General features: G+C 60.0%; 20 protein-coding genes. 10 read left to right on the top strand and 10 right to left on the bottom strand.

From position 1 onward, the window contains the following. Positions 1–90: 90 nt before the first annotated feature. Positions 91–903, top strand: a complete 813-nt coding sequence (locus tag IGW03_RS27890; RefSeq protein ID WP_194725793.1) for a formate/nitrite transporter family protein — start codon at positions 91–93, stop codon at positions 901–903. Between the two features lie 132 nt (positions 904–1035). Next, positions 1036–2760, top strand: coding sequence for a bifunctional protein-serine/threonine kinase/phosphatase (locus tag IGW03_RS27895; RefSeq protein WP_194725794.1), 1725 nt, complete (start codon positions 1036–1038; stop codon positions 2758–2760). A 25-nt stretch (positions 2761–2785) separates the two neighbouring features. Here the strand turns inward: IGW03_RS27895 and IGW03_RS27900 are convergent, their stop codons facing one another. Further along, complete coding sequence (locus IGW03_RS27900; RefSeq protein ID WP_194725795.1) at positions 2786–3391, bottom strand: SAM-dependent methyltransferase; 606 nt, start codon at positions 3389–3391, stop codon at positions 2786–2788. A gap of 663 nt (positions 3392–4054) precedes the next feature. On the opposite strand from IGW03_RS27900, the gene bcsR reads away from it, so the two are divergent. Beyond that, positions 4055–4342: a BcsR/BcsP family cellulose biosynthesis protein gene (gene bcsR / locus IGW03_RS27905; protein ID WP_194725796.1), complete on the top strand. Its 288-nt coding sequence runs from the start codon at positions 4055–4057 to the stop codon at positions 4340–4342. A 90-nt stretch (positions 4343–4432) separates the two neighbouring features. Here bcsR and IGW03_RS27910 read toward each other — a convergent pair whose 3' ends face one another. Continuing rightward, on the bottom strand, positions 4433–5638 hold the full coding sequence (locus IGW03_RS27910) for an ABC transporter substrate-binding protein (RefSeq protein ID WP_194725826.1): 1206 nt from the start codon (positions 5636–5638) through the stop codon (positions 4433–4435). 254 nt (positions 5639–5892) lie between these two features. Between IGW03_RS27910 and IGW03_RS27915 the strand changes: the two genes are divergently transcribed. Beyond that, on the top strand, positions 5893–7638 hold the full coding sequence (locus IGW03_RS27915; RefSeq protein WP_438943680.1) for a tannase/feruloyl esterase family alpha/beta hydrolase: 1746 nt from the start codon (positions 5893–5895) through the stop codon (positions 7636–7638). Positions 7639–8056: 418 nt separating this feature from the next. On the opposite strand, the gene IGW03_RS27920 is transcribed toward IGW03_RS27915, so the two are convergent. Further along, positions 8057–9301 carry a sensor domain-containing phosphodiesterase gene (locus IGW03_RS27920; protein ID WP_228536140.1) on the bottom strand — a complete coding sequence of 415 codons (1245 nt, stop codon included), beginning with the start codon at positions 9299–9301 and terminating at the stop codon, positions 8057–8059. A gap of 532 nt (positions 9302–9833) precedes the next feature. Here IGW03_RS27920 and hfq point away from each other — a divergent pair. Beyond that, complete coding sequence (gene hfq, locus IGW03_RS39315; RefSeq protein WP_194725798.1) at positions 9834–10166, top strand: RNA chaperone Hfq; 333 nt, start codon at positions 9834–9836, stop codon at positions 10164–10166. 74 nt (positions 10167–10240) lie between these two features. Here the strand turns inward: hfq and IGW03_RS27930 are convergent, their stop codons facing one another. From IGW03_RS27930 to IGW03_RS27940, 3 genes are all read right to left on the bottom strand, one after another. Beyond that, complete coding sequence (locus IGW03_RS27930; protein WP_194725799.1) at positions 10241–12277, bottom strand: HupA family protein; 2037 nt, start codon at positions 12275–12277, stop codon at positions 10241–10243. A 170-nt stretch (positions 12278–12447) separates the two neighbouring features. After that, the gene (locus IGW03_RS27935; protein WP_194725800.1) at positions 12448–12837 is read right to left on the bottom strand and encodes a response regulator; all 390 of its coding nucleotides are present in this window, start codon (positions 12835–12837) and stop codon (positions 12448–12450) included. A 207-nt stretch (positions 12838–13044) separates the two neighbouring features. Continuing rightward, complete coding sequence (locus tag IGW03_RS27940; protein WP_194725801.1) at positions 13045–13341, bottom strand: hypothetical protein; 297 nt, start codon at positions 13339–13341, stop codon at positions 13045–13047. A 272-nt stretch (positions 13342–13613) separates the two neighbouring features. Between IGW03_RS27940 and IGW03_RS27945 the strand changes: the two genes are divergently transcribed. The 3 genes from IGW03_RS27945 to corA all read left to right on the top strand — a co-directional run bounded on the left by IGW03_RS27945 (position 13614) and on the right by corA (position 15806). After that, positions 13614–13892: a hypothetical protein gene (locus IGW03_RS27945; RefSeq protein WP_194725802.1), complete on the top strand. Its 279-nt coding sequence runs from the start codon at positions 13614–13616 to the stop codon at positions 13890–13892. A 184-nt stretch (positions 13893–14076) separates the two neighbouring features. Further along, complete coding sequence (locus tag IGW03_RS27950; RefSeq protein ID WP_194725803.1) at positions 14077–14250, top strand: hypothetical protein; 174 nt, start codon at positions 14077–14079, stop codon at positions 14248–14250. A 581-nt stretch (positions 14251–14831) separates the two neighbouring features. Next, on the top strand, positions 14832–15806 hold the full coding sequence (corA, locus tag IGW03_RS27955; protein WP_194725804.1) for a magnesium/cobalt transporter CorA: 975 nt from the start codon (positions 14832–14834) through the stop codon (positions 15804–15806). Between the two features lie 14 nt (positions 15807–15820). Here the strand turns inward: corA and IGW03_RS27960 are convergent, their stop codons facing one another. The 4 genes from IGW03_RS27960 to IGW03_RS27975 all read right to left on the bottom strand — a co-directional run bounded on the left by IGW03_RS27960 (position 15821) and on the right by IGW03_RS27975 (position 18632). Continuing rightward, the gene (locus IGW03_RS27960; protein WP_194725805.1) at positions 15821–16039 is read right to left on the bottom strand and encodes a hypothetical protein; all 219 of its coding nucleotides are present in this window, start codon (positions 16037–16039) and stop codon (positions 15821–15823) included. 135 nt (positions 16040–16174) lie between these two features. After that, positions 16175–16924: a hypothetical protein gene (locus tag IGW03_RS27965; RefSeq protein WP_323745036.1), complete on the bottom strand. Its 750-nt coding sequence runs from the start codon at positions 16922–16924 to the stop codon at positions 16175–16177. A gap of 290 nt (positions 16925–17214) precedes the next feature. Continuing rightward, the gene (locus tag IGW03_RS27970; protein ID WP_194725806.1) at positions 17215–17724 is read right to left on the bottom strand and encodes a DUF3016 domain-containing protein; all 510 of its coding nucleotides are present in this window, start codon (positions 17722–17724) and stop codon (positions 17215–17217) included. 92 nt (positions 17725–17816) lie between these two features. Beyond that, on the bottom strand, positions 17817–18632 hold the full coding sequence (locus tag IGW03_RS27975) for a cysteine hydrolase family protein (RefSeq protein WP_194725807.1): 816 nt from the start codon (positions 18630–18632) through the stop codon (positions 17817–17819). A 170-nt stretch (positions 18633–18802) separates the two neighbouring features. Here IGW03_RS27975 and IGW03_RS27980 point away from each other — a divergent pair, with 170 nt between their 5' ends. Next, positions 18803–19600 carry a 2-keto-4-pentenoate hydratase gene (locus IGW03_RS27980; RefSeq protein WP_194725808.1) on the top strand — a complete coding sequence of 266 codons (798 nt, stop codon included), beginning with the start codon at positions 18803–18805 and terminating at the stop codon, positions 19598–19600. Positions 19601–19702: 102 nt separating this feature from the next. Beyond that, positions 19703–20746 (top strand): Bug family tripartite tricarboxylate transporter substrate binding protein, encoded by a 1044-nt coding sequence (locus IGW03_RS27985; RefSeq protein ID WP_228536141.1) that lies wholly within the window; start codon positions 19703–19705, stop codon positions 20744–20746. Positions 20747–20781: the final 35 nt, after the last annotated feature.

A 20781-nucleotide genomic window follows, 5' to 3' on the forward strand; every position in this document is an offset into this window, starting at 1 on the left:
ACGTACTCGCCACAAAAATCAGGTTCTTCGCTTACTTACTCACCGCCTCAATCAATTCAAATCATCAAAATCAACAGGGAAGGAAACATCATGGCCTATCTGGCGCCGTCGGAATTCGTCACCAAGATGGTGGATGCGGGCGAATCGAAAATCTACATGGCAACGCGCGACACGCTGATCCGTGCCTACATGGCCGGCGCCATCCTTGCGCTCGCTGCCGTATTCGCCGTCACCGTCTCGGTCCAGACCGGCCAGCCGCTGCTGGGCGCGGTGCTGTTCCCGGTGGGCTTTTGCATGCTGTATCTGCTCGGCTTCGACCTGCTGACCGGCGTGTTCGTGCTCACGCCGCTGGCTTACCTCGACAAGCGCCCCGGCGTCACCATCAAGGCGATCCTGAAGAACTGGGGACTGGTCTTTCTGGGCAATTTCGCAGGGGCCTTCACCGTTGCCGTGATGATGGCTATCATCTTCACCAACGGCTTTTCGACGGAACCGAGCAAGGTCGGCCATGCGATCGGCGTCATCGGCGAAAGCCGTACGCTGGGCTACGCCCAATACGGCGCCGCCGGCATGCTGACGCTGTTCATCCGCGGCATGCTGTGCAACTGGATGGTGTCAACCGGCGTCGTCGGCGCGATGATCTCGACGACCGTCAGCGGCAAGGTCATCTCCATGTGGATGCCGATCATGCTGTTCTTCTACATGACCTTCGAACATTCCGTGGTCAACATGTTCCTGTTCCCGTCGGGCCTGCTGCTCGGCGGCCACTTCTCGCTGATGGATTACCTGATCTGGAACGAGATCCCGACCGTGCTGGGCAACCTGGTGGGCGGCCTGGCTTTCACCGGCCTGACGCTGTACACCACGCACATCAAGACCGCGCCGAAGCGTTCGTTCAAATAATCGGCGCTGAACCTTCCGCTGAACCTGTCGTTGCATCACACCGCGCGGCAGGACGGCAACGAGCTGGAAGAGCCTCAGTCAGAGCCTCAGTTTCGTACGGGATTGGGGCTTTTTCATACATTCCTGAGAAACATGACCGACCAGTTGAAGATCTCCATCGGACAGCACACCGACAAGGGGACCAAGCCGAGCAACCAGGATTTTCATGGCGCCTGCCTGCCCAGGGAACCGCAGCTGGGCATGAAGGGCTTTGTCATTGCGCTGGCCGACGGCATCAGCAGCAGCGATGTCAGCCATATCGCCAGCCAGTCCGCAGTCACCAGCGTGCTGGAAGACTATTACTGCACCTCCGAAGCCTGGTCGGTCAAGACTTCGATAGAACGCGTGCTGGTGGCCACCAATTCCTGGCTGCATGCGCAGACCCAGCAGAGCCAGTATCGCTTCGACAAGGATCGAGGTTACGTGTGCACGCTGAGCGCGATGGTCATCAAGTCGAATACCGCGCATCTGTTCCATGTCGGCGATGCACGGATCTATCAGGTCCATGGCAGCGCGCTTGAGCAGCTGACCAACGATCACCGGGTATGGGTGTCGTCGGAAACGAGCTATCTCGGCCGGGCGCTCGGCATCGACGCGCATGTCGACATCGATTACCGTGCGCTGGAAGTCGTGCAGGGCGACATGTTCATGCTGGCCACCGACGGCGTCTACGAACATGTGGATGCGGCCTTCATGACGGCGGAAATCGAACTCGCCGGCAATGATCTGGACGGCGCGGCACGGCGCATCGTCGAAGAGGCCTGCCGACGCGGCAGCGACGACAACCTCACGCTGCAGATCGTGCGTGTCGATGCTTTGCCCAGTCCGGAGGCGAACGAGATCTACCGGCGGCTGACGGATCTGCCGTTCCCGCCGCTGCTGGAAGCGAGAGCCGTTTTTGACGGTTACCGCATCATCCGGGAAGTGCATGCAAGCAGCCGCAGCCATGTTTATCTGGCCATCGACGAGGAAACACAGGCCCAGGTCATCCTGAAAACGCCGTCGATCGACCTGCGCGATGATCCCGCCTATCTGGAACGCTTCCTGATGGAAGAGTGGGTAGCCCGCCGGATCAACAGCGGCCACGTATTGAAGCCCTGTGCACAGACACGCAAGCGCAACTATCTCTATGTGGTGACCGAGTACATCGACGGGCAGACCCTGTCGCAATGGATGACCGACCACCCCGATCCGGCGCTGGAAACAGTGCGCGCGATCGCAGACCAGATTGCCAAAGGTTTGCGCGCTTTCCACCGGCTTGAGATGGTGCATCAAGATCTGCGGCCGGAAAACATCATGATTGACCGAACCGGCACCGTGAAGATCATCGATTTCGGCGCTACCCGCGTGGCCGGCTTGGTGGAAATCGCTTCTCCGCTCGAGCATCACCGCATGCTCGGCACCGCGCAGTATTCAGCGCCGGAATATTTCATCGGCGAGAGCGGTTCTGCGCGTTCGGATATTTTTTCGCTTGGCGTGATCGCTTACCAGATGTTGAGCGGAAGGCTGCCTTACGGCGCCGAAGTGGCAAAGCGCAAGTCCAGAGCTGCGCAACGCAGCCTGACTTACCTTCCCGTGGCGCAGATCAGAAGCGACATTCCTGCATGGATTGACGAGGCGATCCGCAAGGCGGTGCATCCAGACCCATTCCGCCGTCACGAAGATGTGCCGGAATTCATCTTCGACCTGCATCATCCGAACCAGTCTTTTCTGAGCAGGTCGAGGCCGCCGCTGATCGAACGTCATCCCGTGATGTTCTGGAAGGGACTATCGTTCGTGCTGATGATCGTGGTTCTGGTCCTGCTGAGCACGAAATAAATTGCTCTGGCTACCCACGGCCGGGTCACGCGGTTTTCTTCTGCGCCTCCGTAATCGTCCAGTAATAGATGGTGCTGCCTTCGACGACTTCGGTCTTTTCCGGCGGCCAGTCATCGCCCATGTCGAAGGCATGCGACACCACGCGGGTCCCGGGTTTCAACTGTTTCCATAACTGCGGGCGCAGCTTGCGGTTGACGCTGTTGAGCAGATACAGGGTGACCACTGTCGCTTCCGACAGATCGGTGGCGAACAAATCTCCAACCGTGAATTCCGTCTTGTCGCTGACACCTGCTTTCCTGGCATTGGCCTTGGCTTCCTTGATGCGCTGTGGATCGAGATCGATACCGATTCCGCGTGCGCCGTATTTCCTTGCCGCAGTCACGACCAGGCGTCCGTCGCCGCACCCGAGGTCGTACAGCAGATCGTTCTTGCCGACGCGGGCCATCTGCAGCATGCGGTCGACGACATTCTGCGGTGTGGGCACGTAGGGTACGTCGAGCTGCCGCGCCGGATTGTTGCCTTGTGCGAATGCCGGCACGCCGGTGACGCAGGAAGCGATGGCCAGCGCGCATCCTTTCAGGGCCGTTCTGCGGGAAGCAAGGCAGGGTACATGGTGATCGGTGGCTTGCATGCGAAGTCCTTCATTGCTGGAGTGTTGTATGTAAATACAGAAGCATCTGATGAACGGTCGGGGAACGCACATCATAGAACGTCCTTGCCTCAATATTCATGCAGGTCCCTGCAAGCCCATATGTCTTTGTGATTCCTCAATCATTAAAAATTAACTGCGGACAATAACGGCCATGCAAGAAGACATTAAGAACAGGTTCAAATCCAATATCTATCTCAAAGGAAAGTTATTGGAAAATACATGCGAAGACAGTTTTCCTTTCCCGCAGGAGGGAGAAGGCCGTGGCGAAGGCGGTCGCACTAATCACCAACTGAAGCAAGTCGCGAACGTCAGAACAGGTCGTTAAGAATTAATAATTGAAAAAGACCTTTGCACAAGCTTTTGTATCAGCACAACACCCTAGAAAAATTCTCGATAGCAAACCTTTACTGTTTGCCTGCCGCAACAAAAAGTGCCGCTAATATCCGCCTACTCCTTGCACATGCAACCGATATGCATGGCCAGGATTAGGCCGCTGCGCCTCTATTCAGGACGGTGCAGCGGCTGATTGGATTCGTGGTTTTGCACCCTGTCGAGCGTATCAGGCCGACAGCCGCTTGGCGGGCCGGGATACCGGACAGGGTGTTTTTTGTGCCGAGCCGGCACGCTCGAGGTGGTGGTTTCATGAAAGTTTCGCCCGCATCCGATATTGTCGGAATCGCTTCTTCCTTCGGCATCTCCGCACATCAGTACAAGGAGATCAAGCGCGATGAGGACGCCTACGAGATCGCGCAGCGCTGGCCGATGCTTGCGGAGCTGCATGGATTTGCGCCGCAGGTCACCGAGGAGGATGCATCGGCTGGCTCGGCTCCAGTCCAGGAAAAGAGCGGGCTCAAGGTTGTCGGCGCTGCCGGCCAGAAAGCGGAAGACCCGTATCAGCCTCCTGCGGAACAGGCACAGATCGCGGCCTGAGAGGTCCACCCGATTTGAAAGCATGGCACGCCTGCGCATGCCATGCCGTATTCACATCAAGTCAAGTTTCCTGCGGCATGGCCCGCCAGGTTACTTCCATAGCGCGCACTTGCTCTGCGCCTTCGTGGTAAAGGCCTGTTCTCCCGGTATGGTCTGCACCACCTTGTAGTAATCCCAGGGATACTTGGATTCCGACGGATCCTTCACCTGCATCAGGTACATGTCGTGCACCATGCGGCCGTCCGCCCTGATCTCGCCGTTCTTTGCGAAGAAATCGTTGACCTTGGTCTTCTTCATCTGGGCCATGACCTTGTCGGGGTCATCGGTGCCGGCTGCCTTCACCGCATTCAGGTAGTGCATCGTGGCGGAGTAATCCGCGGCCTGGATCATGGAGGGCATTTTCTTCATGACGCCGAAGAAGCGCCGCGCCCACTGGCGCGACTCTTCGCTCTGGTCCCAGTACCAGCCGTCGGTCAGGTACATGCCCTTGGTCATGTTCAGGCCCAGCGCATGAACGTCGTTGATGAACATGAGCAGGCCGGCCAGCTTCATGCTCTTGGTGATGCCGAATTCATTGGCCGCCTTGATTGAATTGATGGTATCGCCGCCGGCATTGGCCAGGCCGAGGATCTGCGCCTTCGATGTCTGCGCCTGCAGCAGGAAGGACGAGAAGTCGGAGGCAGAAAGCGGATGCTTGACGCTGCCGACGATAGTGCCGCCGGCGGCCTTCACGACTTCCGCCGTGTCTCTTTCGAGCGAGGCGCCGAACGCGTAATCGGCGGTGAGGAAGAACCAGTTCTTGCCGCCTTGCTTGACGATGGCCGAGCCGGTGCCGTTCGCCAGCGCCACGGTATCGTAGGCGTAGTGGACGGTGTAGGGCGTGCAGTCTTCGTTGGTGAGGCGGGCGGTTGCGCCGCCGATGTTGATGTAGGGGCGTTTTTTCTCCGCGGCGGTCTTGGCCATCGCGAGGCCGGCGCCCGAGTTCGAGCCCCCGAGCAGCATGTCCACGCCTTGCTGGTCGAACCATTCGCGCGCCTTTGAGGCAGCGATGTCTGCCTTGTTCTGGTGGTCGGCGGAAACGAACTCGATCGGTTTGCCGAGAACCTTGCCGCCGAAATCGGCGATTGCCATCTTGACGGCTTCGGCACCGCCGGCACCGTCGATGTCGGCGTACAGGCCGGACATGTCGGTAATGAGTCCGATGCGGACGACATCGCCGGATAGTTGGGCGTGGGCGGGCAGGGCGGTCCACATGGCGATGGCGGCCCCGACCGCCGCCGCGGCTGTTTTCTTCATCATTGTCTCTCTCCTTATGGGTATGGGTGTCTCCTGCCCGGCTGGTATCCGTTGTCTAGCTTCAGACGGAACTGCCGGCTGGGCATTGGCAGTATCGGCCGCCGCCTGCGCAGCGTGCATTGATATTTGTCATTGTTAAAACGCGTCTGCCGCGGAGAACATCATCTGCCTACTTATACTGGGGTGGCCAGCAGCGCCGGCGGCAGACCCAGGCAGTCACAGGACAATCAACGGCGAGACGACAGGAGTGAGACATGAGGATAGAAAAGGAAAATTCATTGTTCGCGCCAATCACGGCGGCAGTCATGGCGGCAGGTGTGCTGGCGGCATGCGGCGGCAGCGATGACGATCCGGTACCGCCGCCGGCAGCCTCCGCACAGGCGCCCATGACCTGCGCGCAGCTCAGCGGCATGACGATTCCGGCTGCGTCGATCGGCTTGCCGACCAACGGCGCGACCGTGACTGCGGCTCAGGTCGTGCCTGCCGCCGGTACGGGGGCTGCGGCGGTGGGCGAATATTGCCGCGTTCAGGGCGACATCAACCCGATCGATCCTGCTGCGCCGAAGATCAAGTTCCAGGTGAATCTGCCTGCGAGCTGGAACAGCAAGGCAATGATGTTCGGAGGCGGCGGCTACAACGGCACCATCGCCACCGGCACCGGCAACCTTCCCGCCGGGCCGACCAATCAGCCTGTACCGCTTGGACGCGGCTACGCAACCTTCGGCAGCGACTCGGGGCACCAGGCGAACGCGACCACCAGCCGCGACGGCAGCTTCGGCGCCAACGATGAGGCGTTGCGCAATTTTTCCGGCGATGCGTTGAAAAAAACCCGCGACGCGGCGATGGCCATCATCAAGGCGCGCTACGCAACCGCTACCGTGCAGAAGACCTATTTCGCCGGCGGTTCGACCGGCGGCCGGGAAGCGCTGATTGCGGTCCAGAACTGGCCGCAGGATTTTGACGGCGCCATCGTGCTCTACCCCGCCTGGAATGCGGCCGCCCTCGACCTGCAGTTCGGACGCATTACGCGAGAACTTGCCAAGCCGGGCGCCTATCCGAACCGCGCAGAGCGCAAGCTGATGTACGACGCCGCGATGGAAGCCTGCGATGGCCTCGACGGCGTGCGAGACGGCCTGATCAGCAACGTCAACCAGTGCAACGCCACCTTCAACCTGGCGACCGCGACGCTCAACGGTGCGCCGCTGCGCTGCCCGGACGGCGCCGATACCGGCGACACCTGCCTGTCGGATGCGCAGATCGCCGCCTTCAATGTCATCAACACGCCGCTCGCGCTCAACTATGCACTGGCCAGCGGCGAGACGAGCTATCCGGGCTTCAATACATGGGGCACCGATTTCGGCGTTCCCGGCAGCAGCCCGCTGCAGCCGACCGTGCTCACCCTGTCGCTCGGCACCGAGCAGCCGGCCAACCCGATGCCGCCGGTCACGGCGACGACCAGCCCGCCTTACGGCAGCACCTTCTGGGATCAATGGGTCAAGTATTTCGTCACGCGTGATCCGAATTTCAATTCGCTCGCCCTCGATCCGCAGAACCCGGGACCGTGGCAGGCGCGCATCGTCGAGTTGACCGGCATCCAGGATGCCAACAAGACCGATCTGTCGCCTTTCCTGAACAAGGGCGGCAAGATCCTGATGGCCCACGGCTCGCATGATGCGCTGGTGAGCACCCGCGCGACCCAGCAGTACTACGACAGGCTGCGCAACGCGATGGGTGCGGCCAGGGTGGACAGCTTCCTGCGGTATTACGAGATCCCGGGATACGGTCATGCCGCCAGCAGCGTCTTCAATGCCGCCTGGGATTCGCTGACCACGCTGGAGAACTGGGTGGAGAAGGGTACCGCTCCCCCCAACCAGACCGTTGCGGATACGGCGGGCGTGCCGGGACGCACGCGGCCCCTGTGCGACTATCCCAGCTGGCCGAAGTATCGCGGAAGCGGGGATGTGAATGCGGCGCAGAGTTATACCTGCGCTACGCAGTAGAGGCTGGGTGCAGGCGCTGGATTGAGGGCCGCTTGCAAGACATGCGTTGCAATCCCCTTGCTCCCCCCTTCAAGGGCGGCCGGCGAGGTGGACGTAGCAGGGGTTTCGCAACGCACTGCGTTGCGCCTGCGGAGTCGGAGTCGCTTGCAAGCGGCGAGGTGGAGGGTTGGGGAGGGGATGGGTTCGAGCAGGTCATCTAATCCCGTCCCCCCTCCCGACCTCCCGCCTCGCCGGCCGCCCTTGAAGCGAGAGGCGCATTCTTCAGCAGTATGCAGCAGCCTACCTTGCTGCTTCGAGCCGCTCCGGATTCGTACACAGAACGCATCGCACCACCTGATCTCTGCCACGGCAATCAAGACTGCGGACTGCTCATTTCCGCTAAAAGGCGGCTTTTGCCTCGCTCTCCGAACTCGCGCCTTCAGTGCAGCTTACCCATCCCGTTGGCAGGATCGGCAGAACACAGCTGAATCGCAGCCGGCAAGGCTACCGGGCGGCCGATATAGAAACCCTGAATCCGTGTCACGCCCAAGGCTTGCAGCGTATGCATTTCGGCAGCTGTCTCAACACCTTCGGCAACAATCGCGGACCCCGTTTCTTCCGAAAAGCGGGCGAAGGCGGCAGCCAGTGCGCGGCGCGAGGTATCGCCGTCGATATTGCGGGTCAGGCTCATGTCGAGCTTGATGCGGTCGGGCATCAGGTGAAGGATATGGCGGAAGCTGGAGTAGCCGGCACCTGCGTCATCCACGGCCACCTTCAGGCCCCGGTCGCGATAGGGCCGTATCTTCCTGACCAGTTCATCGTAGTGCTCGACGACGGCATGTTCGGTAATTTCCAGCATGACCCGATGAAGCGCTTTTCCCTGGAAGAACTGGTCCATCGTTCCCTCGAGTATATGCTCGGGCGACATGTTGACAGAAACATAAATGTCGGCCGGCAGGTCCCGCAGGCCTTCAAGGCTCATGCGCACCGCATGGGCTTCCAGACGGCCTCCGAGGCCGATTTCATTGGCTTCGCTGAACCAGACATCGGGCGAACGCTCGGGGCCCTTTACGAAGCGCGACAGCGCTTCGAATCCCACGACCTTGTGCTGCACGAGGTCGTAGATCGGCTGATAGACGATGGCAAGCCCGTCGTCCTCCAGCGCCGGCCGCAGGCGTAATGTGATCTCTTCGCGACGCCGCGCCTGCATGCGTTCGCGCTCGATCAGTTCTCCGGCGACGTCGGCAAATACGCGCATCATGTTGAGGTCCCGCTCGTCGAGGCTGTTGTCCGCCGCGCGGCTGAAGCAGCAGAATGTGCCGTAGACGCTGCCGTCCTGCATGCGGATCGGAACGCTCAGGTGCGCGCCTACCGGGAGCGCATGCGTCGGAGGCAAGGCGGCCGCTACCGGATTGAGCCTTGCATCCGGAATCAGCTCCGGCAGCCGGCCGTCGACCACCCGCTGGCAGAAGGATGCTTCGAGCGGATCGCCGGCACCGGGTTGCACAGGATTGTCTGCGGTCTGCGGATCGACCTGGCGGAATACGCGTTTGCCTTCCGAAAATTCCGAGATGAAGGCCACATCCATTTTCAGGTGACGCCGGATTGCGGCGAGCATCTGCAGCAATGAATCCTGGTAAGGCTTGCTTTCCGATGTCACTCCTTCGAGGAGCAGTTCTGACAAAGACAATTGCTTTCTCCCGTGATTCGACTGGGCTAAGAGCATAACGACAAGGAAAGGTTCTTTCTTGTCGCTATGGCCACGGATGTCGCCGTCGCCAAGCCGACTCCTGGAGCGGGAGAGGCCGGATCGTGCATGATTTGTACATCCTGCTTTACATCTTTCGTCGCTTGCGGTGCCAGGCAAAAGCTGCGTTATTTTCGGATTGAATGTTTGTCATCCAAAAATAAAAGCGGACGCAACGGTGCGGAGCGATTACATTTATGGCTTCAGCGGGATGGCCGGGTCAAACAATGCTGGTCCCGGACCGCCGGATATGGCATTGTTGAGCCTTTTGGCAAAAAGGATGTAAAGTCCTGCCAATTCCGGATGAACGGGTCTAAACCACCATGCATGCCGGCGAAACCGAAGCGCAATTGCAGTGGCACATCGGCAGCCCCGGTGTCTGGCGCTTCAATCGAGCCACATGGATGCGCGCACGGCACTTGCTTCTCTTCCGGCGCAAGGTTCATCCCGACCCAACTTACTAGAAATTATGGACAGCGGTAAAAAAGACGGCTTGCAGGGCCCCTATCTCAATGATTTGCGCAAGCGGCGCATGTCGATCGTGATCTACCTGATGAACGGAATGAAGCAGTTCGGCGTGCTCGAATCATTCGATCAGCATTCCATTCTCCTCAGGCAAGGACATAACCTGCAGCTGGTCTACAAGCATACGGTGGCCACCATGATGCCGGCTCCGAAAGACGGCGGCAGACCGAAAAGCCGGCCTGTCGAAGCTTCGGCCCCGCGTTCCGAACCCGGGAACGCGACCGTTCCTGTCATCAAGCGCAAGGTGACGCGCCGGCTTGTCAAACCCGACGAGTAAGGCTTGACGAAGCGGTCGCCGAACGGCTGGCGACCCGAGCTATACGCGGCCGGCGTCTTCGCCGGCCGTGCAATTCATTGCCTGCGTGCGAGGAAGCCGCCGACGACGGTGGCGCCGCCGTTCGTCAGCGTGTACGCACCGCCCAGTTCTGCCGGAGACGCTCCGCTCAAGCCGCCGGAGACCACAGGTCCGAAATAGCGAGCGCTGATCCCGCCGCTCATCGTGCCATTGTTCATCGATCCGGTCAGGTAGTTCGCAACATTGCTGCCGCTTGCCCCCATGTAGGTGACCGCGTTCACGGTCGCCGGCACCGGCGTCGCCGCTGCGTCGTAGGTACTCGTGTTCTGGATCGAGATGGTCGCCTGTCGTGTGACGAAATTGACGTTGACGGTGGCAAGGCCGTAGTAGAACGAAGCTTCCGAGGTGGCATTCGGTGCATACCAGCCATAGGCGAAACCGTAATAGGTTGCTGTTCCCGCAGCGGGCACGGAAGCGGGATTGGTCACGTTTCCGTAAGCGACCATGCCGCTGCGGCTCTGATTGTGCTCGTCGGGACCGGGACCGCCGGTCCACTCGACGATGTCGACCGTGTCCTGTGTCACCCATGCGCCGAGATTACCGTACTGATAACCCCAGTTGGAGAAGTGGCGGTAACCCTTGGAACCGGGGAAGGGCACGCCGATGCCGCTGCCGCCGGGCAGAATGGTGGGATTGCCGTTCGCGTCGGAAGGGCCGTCTCCTGCGTGCACATCGCCGTCACCGTGCAGCCGGCTTGCGGTGGCGATGTCAGGCTCGATACCGCCCGTGCGCCAGGTGCCCGTCTTGGTTTGGATACCCGCGGTTTCCGTGGTAGGGCACGGGTTCATGTCCGGCGCACAGCGCGATGGATTGCCGCTGCGGGGAAAGTAGCGGTTGTTTGCGTAATTGAGCTGGGTGCCGGCGGGACCCTTGGTGCCGAAATCGTAGTAGCCGAGATCGGTGCTGGGCGGCAGCGTTCCGAATACCAGGGCGCCGCTGGAGTCGCGGCTTACGCGTCCGGCGGTGGGAGTAAAGGTCTCGATAATGATCGGACGCTCGACCTTGCCGTCCCAGGAAATGCCGAGATTGCCGAGCAGGACCGCGGGATTGGTAATCGTTCCGTTACTGGCCTTGCTGACGCGGATCTCCGCCACGCCGCCGGATGCGGGGGCCAGTCCGAATGCGCTCGCCGGATTGGCGATCGGCTTTGCCAGGTCGCTGGTCGATTTGCCGTATACCTGCACACCCGAGCTTGACAGCGCAATGCCGTTTTCCATCCTGATCACGCTTGGACCGCTGCACTGGACCGCGGAGCCGCCTACGCATGACATGGTCATTGGAGTGGATGACGGCACCGGTGCAGGCAAGCCGGGCGAAGGTGTCGGGGATGGCGTGGGTGTCGGGCCAGGCGAGGGAGTGGGTGTCGGCGAAGGGGCGGGTGACGGAGTCGGAGACGGCGCAGACGATGCATATTCGCAGATCTTGTCCGCACCCGGCAGCGGATCGCCGAAAACCTCGTTGTTGCAGCCGATGCTTCCCGTTGCGGTGCGCACCGCATAAGTGCCGTTCAAGCCATAGCGGACCTGTGTCGTTCCCGTGAACTGGCAGGTGCCGTATTCATCGGCGCATTTGGTCCATACCGTCGGCGCAGGCGCAGGCGCAGGCGTTGGAGTCGGCGACGGCGACGGCGACGGCGTTGGTGCCGGAGATGGCGTCGGAGATGGTGTCGGTGCAGGCGCGGGTGCAGGGGATGGCGCGGGAGCCGGAGACGAAGTCAGCGTCTGGTATTCGCAGATCTTGTCTGCGCCCGGCAATGGATCTCCGAATACTTCATTGTTGCAGCCGATCGAACCGCTGGCTTGTAGTGTCGCATAGGTGCCGTTCAATCCGTAGCGGACCTGCGTGGTGCCGGTGATCGTGCAGGTACCGTACTCGTCCGCGCACTTGGTCCAGGTTTCCACATAGGTTTCCGGCGCAAGCGTTGAGGAAGAAGTCTGCCGGGCAGTGTCCGGTCCGCTTCCGCCGCATGCGCTCAATCCGCTGACCATCAATAAGACGAGACCGGGCACACGCCGGTGATGAATCGATTTCAAAAGCAGCTCCCTGAAAAATTTTCACCACTCTACTATTGCCAACTATTTAACATTTGACGGCCATCAACCCGCTCCCTTGCATTGCATTCCGCGTGTCATATGCGCTACAGCAGTACCGCTGCTGTCTACATATATGAGTGTAGGTGGCCGATATTTGACGAGCCGCCTGCCTAATCGCGGCGCGCATATTGGGCGATTGCATTCGTCAGGTCGACGAACTTGAAAGGCTTGGGGAAGACCATGTTGAAACCAGCAGCCATTGCTGCCGCCTTGTCCTGCTCGCTGGTATAACCGGTGATGGCAACCAGCGGAATGGAACGCAGCGATGCATCGGCACGCATGCTTCGGGCGAAGTCCAACCCATTCATGTCGCCGGGCAGTCCGAGATCGCAGAAGACGATGTCGGGATTGATATTTCTCGCAATGGTCAGTGCCGCCTCGGCGCGATAGGCCACATGAGGCGTGCAACCCTGGATATGCAGGATGTCGCAGACAAGCTGGGCAAAATCCTGATTGTCTTCGACGACCAATGCGATGAGCTTGTTGTTTTCATTTTGCATGGGGGAGTCGGAATTGCAGCAATTGCGCGTGCCGGCACGCGCTGCTTTGCCCGCATCCGCTACAGGCTTTGCGGGCGTGTGCGGCCTTGCGTCCGGAAGGCGCGGTGGTCGGCGTTTCAGCCGAAATCGAAGGAGAGCTGATGGCGGCGCGGCACCATCAGCGGTCGGGCACAGTGCGCAGGCGCGGCCCGAAGCGGAAGAGCCGCGCTATCGCGTTTCCTTGGCGGCTTTCAATTCAGCCTTGTTCTGCGCCTTTGCCACGTCGGCAGCGGCTTCGTGGACTTCTTTCTGGGTTTTCTGGTGGGCCTTCAATTTCTTCTTGTCGGCCTGTGCATCGGCTTCGACGTTGGCTTGGGCTTCCTTGCTCAATGCCTTGTTGACGCGTTCATGCGCCTTGATGGTTTCCTGGTCGACCTTGCCTTGCGCCTTGACCTCGGCTGGCGTGCCCTGTGCGAAGGCGGACGCGGCGGCAAGGGAGAGAGCAACGAATAAAGTCTTCTTCATGGGATTCCTCCTGAATATATTGATGACGCAGCGCTTGTGTCTGCTACGTACCTGATAGAAGACCACTTCACGGGATCGTTCCTCATTAAATGGAAAAAATGTAAATAAAGGTTTCAAAAAATTTAATTAATGGGGCTGCCTTTAACAATTGCTCACTATGCTTACGTCGCTTAACAAAGACACAACAACTTTGGTCATGCATTCGCGTCGTAGAGGCAGATACACGAAAAAAACTCATAACGGCAACTTAATCCCCGACTAAGGAGCGCATCATGCTGAAAAAAACTTTAACCCTCGCAATGATCTCTTCGTTTGCCTTGGCCCTGAGCGCCTGTGACGTGCGTAAGACGCAAGAGGGCAATGTCACGCTTCCGAAATACGAAATCGACAAGACACAGCAGGGCAACCTGAAACTCCCCGAATACGATGTGAAAACGCCGCAGGTCGATGTCCGCAAGGAAGAAAAAACCGTGGAAGTGCCGACCATCAAGAAGGAAGAGCGGACCATCGAGGTGCCCAATGTCGATGTGACCCCGGCCCGCGACAAGTAATTGCCTGCCATGGGCATGCGCTGAAATCCGTTGATGCACTTGTGCATTCCGACAGGCTTTCTATGCTGAAAAACGGGTTCAGCCATGCCAACCATGAAACCTTATCGGCTGATGACAAGACTAAGGGCTTGGAACGATGACAAGTCCACATGCCGAACGACTATTTTTTACCAAAGGAAATTTCATGGCCAAGAACCTGAAAAACAAGTATCCCGCCGACAAGACTGGTACCAAATACAGCGAATTCCGCAATACGAAACGCATTGCGCCCGGCAAGACACGTACCGAGCAGGCCAAACAGCAGGCAAGCACCGTCGCCGCAGGCAACACCGAGCAGGCGGCCAACAAGACCGCTTGAGGCCGGTCTCCTTTCCTCTCTAGATCTCTACTTCCCTTCGCCCTCTTCCGTTCTGGAAGAGGGCGGTTCACCATGTCGTTCCGCGTGACATGGCCCGCGGAACGACGTCTTCTGGAAACGCCCGTTATACGCGGCACATACGTCTTCTGGCGCCCTTCGTTTGTTCTTCATCTGTTCCCCTGTCATTCAACAGACTGGAAGATGAGCCCGTTTCACCCGGCCTCGTTTTGAGCACGCACGGCGTCCGTGGCCTGCGCCTGCCAATGCCGGCGATGACACCGATCAACAAGGTTCTCGGTTGTCTCGCACCGCCATGCAGCGACAAAACCGGATGGCATACAATCAGGTAGCGGCGCGCTTGTCTCCTCGGGCTTCCTGCGCCTCTCATACCAATCCCAAGTCATAACATGCCATGAGATCGCGTCTTTTTCCGCCTGCCGGCGTTGCGCTCGTCATCCATAGCCCCGCTATGGACTCCTCCCGCGCCTTGCCAGTCGAAAAAATCCATTGATCTCATCTGTCATGTTATGCCTTGGGATTGGTATAGGTTTTGATTTGCGAACGCCAGAATAATAATCAACATGCAAAACCCGATCATTAACTGTACCGCATACCGTAACGGTTACAAGCTGGGCGATATCGGCATCGAAGACATCAGCGATGTCCTGCTCGAGGACGATACCTTTGTCTGGGTCGGCTTGCTGGAACCGGACGACACGCTCCTGCTGAAGATGAAGGAAGAGTTCAAGCTGCATGAACTCGCCATCGAAGATGCCAGGAATGCGCACCAGCGTCCCAAGCTCGAAGAGTACGGAGACACGCTCTTCATGGTTCTGCATACCGTGCACCCGGCGCCGGATGCGATCGAACTCGGCGAGACGCATATCTTCATCGGACCGCGCTTCGTGCTGACCGTGCGCCATGGTCCTTCGATAGGCTACACCGCCGTGCGCGAACACTGCGAGAACATGCCCGATCGCCTCGCCAAGGGGCCGGGCTTTGTGCTGTATGCGATCGTCGATTTCGTCGTCGACCAGTACCAGCCTGCGCTGGACCTGCTGCAGGAGCAGTTCCGCGGCCATGAAGAAAATCTGTTCACGCCCGGCTCTCAAAGGGACAGCCTGCCCGATTTCTATCAACTCAAGAACAAGCTGCTGATGCTGCAGTCGGCGGCGTCGCCTCTGATCGACATGTGCACGCGGCTGCTTCGCTTTCACGGCGAGATCATTCCAAAGGAAATACGCGTCTACTTTCGGGATGTGCTCGATCACGTTGCGCGCATTACTCAAACCAGCGACCGCATGCAGGAAATGATCAATGCCGCGATGCAGGTCGCGCTCGCGCAGGTAACCATCCGCCAGAATGAAGTAGTGAAGCGGCTGGCAGGCTGGGGGGCGATTCTGGCAGTGCCGACCATGCTGTTCAGCCTCTATGGCATGAACTTCAAATACATGCCCGAGCTGGAATGGAGATGGGGTTATCCCGCCGTAATGGGCATTATCGTGTGCGGATGCGTTGTACTGCACCGCCGATTCAGAAAGGCAGGCTGGCTATAGCGGCGATGCCGGAATCAGTCCCGGGCGGAGCGGTCCGTCATCAGCGCCGCATAGTTCGACGCGAGTACCTGCACCATGGCGCTTACCAGGGAAGTGTCGACTTCATTGTCTTCGCGTCCCGTTACTTCGCCGACGATCGACACCGCGCGCTTGAGTTGAGCTTTCGCAAGGTCCGAGGCGGTATTCAACAGAAGGATGTCCTTCTCCGAAAGCTGAGGCTTGACGTTGTTCATGGCACTCTCCTGGAATGAAAACGTAATACCAATCCCAAGTCGTTGCATGGTATGACTTGGGATTGGTATAAGTTCACCTGCGTGCCAGTGTTGGACAAATCATCCAATAATTCAACGGGGTTTGATCAATAATTCCTAATTTAAACGCTCGACTTTTCGATAACCGCTGTCGACCCATGCCGACGCGGTGCGCTGGCTCAACTTGAAGCCGGGAGCGACGCGCACTTCCGCAAGCTGCGTCCCCGATTCATCGACGGCGGCAAGCAATGCATGGGAGTCGTCTTCATCAGGAACGATATCGAGCGTCACCGTGATGACGGCCGACCGGGTCTGCACCGTCACGCTCTTGTGCAGCATCGCCCGCAACTGAAGTTCCTGCCTGCGGCGCATGTCCGCCGCAGCCTTGACGAGGGCATCGAAGGCGGCGCCGTCGAGCGGCTTGGGATTCTTGTCGCGATCGGTCTCCCACGGGCAGACCAGTGCCGGCTCGGTGTCGCCGCTTCGCTGTATTTCGGCTGCCCAGCCGTGGCCGTTTTCATCCCGGATCACGCGCACAGTCCATGCGTCGTCGGACCAGAGCCTGGGCTCCTGTATGCCTGGTTCGGCGGATTCGATAACTTCTGGTTCCGGCGCGGCGGGTTCAGGTTCAAGCGCGGCCAGGGATTGGGACTCCGGTTCGGCGGCCGTTTGCGCGTAGTCCAGCAGTGACGGCGTTTCGCCGGCTTGCCAGCCGGTTTCATGCAATTGCGCGAATTCCGGTTCGTTTTCCGTATGCCCCTTGCGCGCGATGCGCCGCCTGGGCCGCCTTTCCGGCTGTTGCTCTTTCGGTTGCGGCTCCGTGACCGATGCCGCCTCGGCTACGCCTTGATCATCGGCGGCCGGCAAGGAAGATCCAGCCTCCTCTCCAGCTTGAAACAACAAACCCAGCTCCAGCTGATCAGGATGCTGAAAAGTCTTCCTTCGCTTCATCGATCTTCCCAAAAGATTGGACGCCATAGGGCCGTCCGATCATGCCGATCTGCGCTAAGCCTTAGCCGCACGCGCATGTCTTGCCAATAATGTCAAGCGTTCCCGTCCCGCAGCGCCAGGTTGCAGGGTCAGGAGCAGCCGGGATGGATTTTACCCACTCAACGAGGGAACTGTATAGGCATTCAGTATTTTTTGACGCGGCGACGTCACTTCCTGCAGAACTTTTGCTTGAACCACCGGGTCAACATGGCGCGTTCATAGGGCAGCGGCGTGCTTTCGGCGCGAACATAAGGACTTTCCTGCAGATAGTTGATGTCGCTGATTTCCTGCTGCGTTTCTTTGCCGGACTGCGTTCCGTCCTGCAGCGCGTAGGAGAGCTTGATGCGCGGCCAGGTGACTTCGCGCATGACGCGCGTCTGCCCGGACGGGCCGCGCCACCATTCGACCTGGCCGGCCAGATCGATGTCGAGGATGCGGATGGCGAGCGTTTCCCCGGCCGGCAGGCAGCGTTCGCCAAGCTGCTGCAGATGACGCTGCATCGTGCTCAGGACGAGGCGGTCGGCGCCGCCGGAAGGCCGGTTCAGACGGGCATCGGTGAAGTTCTCCGGCTCCATGAAGCTGACCTTCGTCTCGCCGGCGAACAGGATTGGACTTGAGAGCAGCATCGCACCGCATATTGCGGAGTGCAGGAACTGGCGAATGAACGGGTAACGCATGATGTCTCCGAAAGATGCTGAACTGCAGCGCCGCAGTTTTCGGTGAGTTTTCAAAGCTTGGACGCCACGCGCCTGATTCCGTTCTGAGCGGATTATCGAAGCAGCGGGATGACTGCTTCCACCGGCATGCGCTGCACGCCATGCGCCTCGGCATGTTCGAAAAATGCGCGCTCGCCAGCTTCGAAGCCGGCCACCGGGCTCATGCAATCGCTCAGGAGCACGATGCGCGGTGTCTGTTCCTGCTGCCTGCCGACGAAACGCAGCAGCTGCTCCACGCTGGCGCTGACGCAATGGCTCGATGCTTCGCCGGCCACCAGGAGCAGGTCGGTGTCGCGAATCAGGGAGGCGGCCAGCCTGTGATTGAACTGTGTGCTTTCCTCATCCTCGAACGGCACCTCGGCTTCGAAGACGCCGTAATGCTCCGAAAGCAGGTATTCCCCCTTGAGTACCTTGCGTACCGATGCCTGCTGCCGGAATTCCCAGCGGGCGAGGCTATTTGCCACGTCGGTGTGAATGTTGTGGCCCCAGGTACCGGTCACGCAATGTACCGGCCACACCATCAGCTTGTAGCGGTTGCCGGCTTCCAGCCGGTCGAGCATGCCGATGACCTGATCGGTCAGGCCCTCATTGCGGGGGAGATACCTGCGCTCCCGGACATCTTCGGCGCTGACCTCGGTAAAAGCCGGGACGTCGCCGCCATCCCCCTTTTTCCAGAAGGTGGTGCGTTCGACGGCGACGCTGGCATGCGAGTCGAGCGTGACGGTAATGCCGGAAAGCCGGTGGCCGTAACTGCCGATGAAGGCGGCGAGGCGCTTCATGTCGGCGTCGGCGCCGGAAACCGGCAGCGCCGCACCGGGAATGTCGCAGAAATCGTTCTGAGGGTCGATGACGAGAAGCTTGGTGTTCATATGGCCTTCCTTTGCATTTGAATCGGCATACGCGCATTGTGCCCGCTTTCCGCAACATGAAGGGCGGCCTGCAGGAATGCGCCGTGGCCGCTACACTTGCCGGTTACGGTGCCGCAAGGCATTCGCATGAAAAGCAAGCTCATCACATCTAATTCAACACGGAGCCCAGCATGACACCACAGGACATTTCAGCGACTTTCAGGCAGGCACGGCTGGAGGGCAGGGCGTTGCAAGCTTATCCGGGCGGGACCGTCCCCGCGGACCTGGACAGCGCTTATGCGATCCAGGACATGAGCATGGAGGCATGGCCTGACAAGGTGGCCGGCTGGAAAGTCGCCATGGTCCAGCCGGTCTGGCGGGAAACCTATCCCGCCGAACGTGTCGTCGGCCCGGTGTTCGGTAAAGCAGTCTGGCAGGCCGGCCAGGAGGAGCTGGACATTCCGGTGATCGAAGGCGGCTATGCGGCGGTGGAAGCCGAGTTTGCGGTACGCATTGCAAGGACGATTCCGCTCGACGCCGTCATACGGCAACCATCGGACCTGCTGCCCTATATCGACGGCGTGCATGCGGCCATCGAACTGGCCGGCAGCCCCTTGTCCAGCCTGAGCGCTCTCGGCCCGGGCGCCGTCGTCTCCGATTTCGGCAACAACGCCGGCCTGGTGATCGGACCAAACCTGCCCTTGAGCCTGCTGTCCGATCCCTCCGCGGCGCTGTCGGAAAGCTTCGTGAATGGGGCCAGCGTCGGCAGCGGCGGCGCCCTGAAGGTGCCCGGCGGACCGCTTGCCGCGGTGTCCTTTCTGGTGGCAGTCCTGAAAAAGCGCGGACGCACGCTCAACGCAGGGGAATGGGTTTCCACCGGCGCCACCACCGGCATACACGCGGTCAAGCCCGGTGACCGGGTAGTGGCGGCCTTCGGCGGGGAATTGCGCATTGCCGCCCGCGTGACCGCGGCAGGCTCGCAAGCCTAGAACCGAATGCCCCCCTATAATGTCGGATTGACCAACCCGCCTGCGTCCATGCAGGCCTTTCAAGTCCGCAACATGCAACGCCTGACTTCTTCCCGATTTACCATGCCTTCCATTCACGTACCCATACCGTCCGCCGACGCCAGCCGCAAACCTCAGCGGCTCAAGGCATTGCTCGCGGCCGCCGTGCTGTCTTGCGGCGCCTTTGCCGCCCATGCGCAGCAGGCCCAGCAAGCGCAGCAAACCCAGGGCTGGCCGAACGCTCCGATCAGAATGGTCATCCCGTTCCCGCCGGGCGGCGGTACCGACATCCTGTCGCGTCTGGTGTCGATCAAGCTCGCCGAGTCCAATAAATGGACCATCGTCGCGGAAAACCGGCCGGGCGCCGGCGGCACGATCGGCATCGCCGAAGCCGCCAAGTCCGCGCCCAACGGTTACACCATGGTCATGGGGCAGAAGGACAACATGGCCGTCGCTCCCTGGCTCTACAAGAGCTTGTCCTATGATCCGACGAAGGATCTGACGGCCGTGGCGCACGTTGCCTACACGCCGGTGGTGATCGTCACCTCGGCCAACTCCAAGTTCAAGACGCTCGCCGACGTCGTCAATGCCGCGCGCAGCGCGCCCGGGACCATCCCCTACGGCTCTCCCGGAAACGGCACCACCATCCATCTGGCCGGCGAAGCGCTCAACAATGCCGCTGGCATCAAGCTGGTGCACGTGCCGTACAAGGGTTCGAGCGCGGCGATGACGGACGTGATGGGCGGCACGCTGGACCTGGCCTTGTCTTCGGTGCCTTCGGCATTGAGCCAGATCCGCTCCGGCAAGCTGCGGGCGCTCGCCGTGACTTCCTCCGCGCGCAGCACCTCGCTGCCTGACGTGCCGACCGTGGCCGAGTCCGGTTACAAGGGCTTCGATGTCAGCACATGGTACGGCGTATTCATGCCTGCCGGCGCACCGAAGGATGTCGTCGTGCGTCTCAACAAGGAGGTCAACCGCCTGCTGGAGACGCCGGAGATGAAAAAGGCCATTCACGCCCAGGGCGCGGAGCCGCAGGCCATGACGCCGGAAAAGTTTTCCTCACTGCTGCAGAACGACTACCGCAGCATGAGGGACATCGTGAAGCAGGCCGGCGTGACGATCGAGTAATCCCGCCAGGCTTGCTCGGAAGATGGGCCTGCAAT

Origin of the sequence: Noviherbaspirillum malthae, assembly GCF_015352985.1 — a bacterium.
GTDB classification, from domain to species: Bacteria; Pseudomonadota; Gammaproteobacteria; order Burkholderiales; family Burkholderiaceae_D; genus Noviherbaspirillum; species Noviherbaspirillum malthae.

Bases quoted from the DNA above. Each gene is read 5' to 3' on its own strand.
- IGW03_RS27890 (WP_194725793.1), top strand. From the start codon at position 91: ATGGCCTATCTGGCGCCGTCGGAATTCGTCACCAAGATGGTGGATGCG.
- IGW03_RS27895 (WP_194725794.1), top strand. From the start codon at position 1,036: ATGACCGACCAGTTGAAGATCTCCATCGGACAGCACACCGACAAGGGG.
- IGW03_RS27900 (WP_194725795.1), bottom strand. From the start codon at position 3,391: ATGCAAGCCACCGATCACCATGTACCCTGCCTTGCTTCCCGCAGAACG.
- bcsR (WP_194725796.1), top strand. From the start codon at position 4,055: ATGAAAGTTTCGCCCGCATCCGATATTGTCGGAATCGCTTCTTCCTTC.
- IGW03_RS27910 (WP_194725826.1), bottom strand. From the start codon at position 5,638: ATGAAGAAAACAGCCGCGGCGGCGGTCGGGGCCGCCATCGCCATGTGG.
- IGW03_RS27915 (WP_438943680.1), top strand. From the start codon at position 5,893: ATGAGGATAGAAAAGGAAAATTCATTGTTCGCGCCAATCACGGCGGCA.
- hfq (WP_194725798.1), top strand. From the start codon at position 9,834: ATGGACAGCGGTAAAAAAGACGGCTTGCAGGGCCCCTATCTCAATGAT.
- IGW03_RS27935 (WP_194725800.1), bottom strand. From the start codon at position 12,837: ATGCAAAATGAAAACAACAAGCTCATCGCATTGGTCGTCGAAGACAAT.
- IGW03_RS27940 (WP_194725801.1), bottom strand. From the start codon at position 13,341: ATGAAGAAGACTTTATTCGTTGCTCTCTCCCTTGCCGCCGCGTCCGCC.
- IGW03_RS27945 (WP_194725802.1), top strand. From the start codon at position 13,614: ATGCTGAAAAAAACTTTAACCCTCGCAATGATCTCTTCGTTTGCCTTG.
- IGW03_RS27950 (WP_194725803.1), top strand. From the start codon at position 14,077: ATGGCCAAGAACCTGAAAAACAAGTATCCCGCCGACAAGACTGGTACC.
- corA (WP_194725804.1), top strand. From the start codon at position 14,832: ATGCAAAACCCGATCATTAACTGTACCGCATACCGTAACGGTTACAAG.
- IGW03_RS27960 (WP_194725805.1), bottom strand. From the start codon at position 16,039: ATGAACAACGTCAAGCCTCAGCTTTCGGAGAAGGACATCCTTCTGTTG.
- IGW03_RS27970 (WP_194725806.1), bottom strand. From the start codon at position 17,724: ATGCGTTACCCGTTCATTCGCCAGTTCCTGCACTCCGCAATATGCGGT.
- IGW03_RS27975 (WP_194725807.1), bottom strand. From the start codon at position 18,632: ATGAACACCAAGCTTCTCGTCATCGACCCTCAGAACGATTTCTGCGAC.
- IGW03_RS27980 (WP_194725808.1), top strand. From the start codon at position 18,803: ATGACACCACAGGACATTTCAGCGACTTTCAGGCAGGCACGGCTGGAG.
- IGW03_RS27985 (WP_228536141.1), top strand. From the start codon at position 19,703: ATGCCTTCCATTCACGTACCCATACCGTCCGCCGACGCCAGCCGCAAA.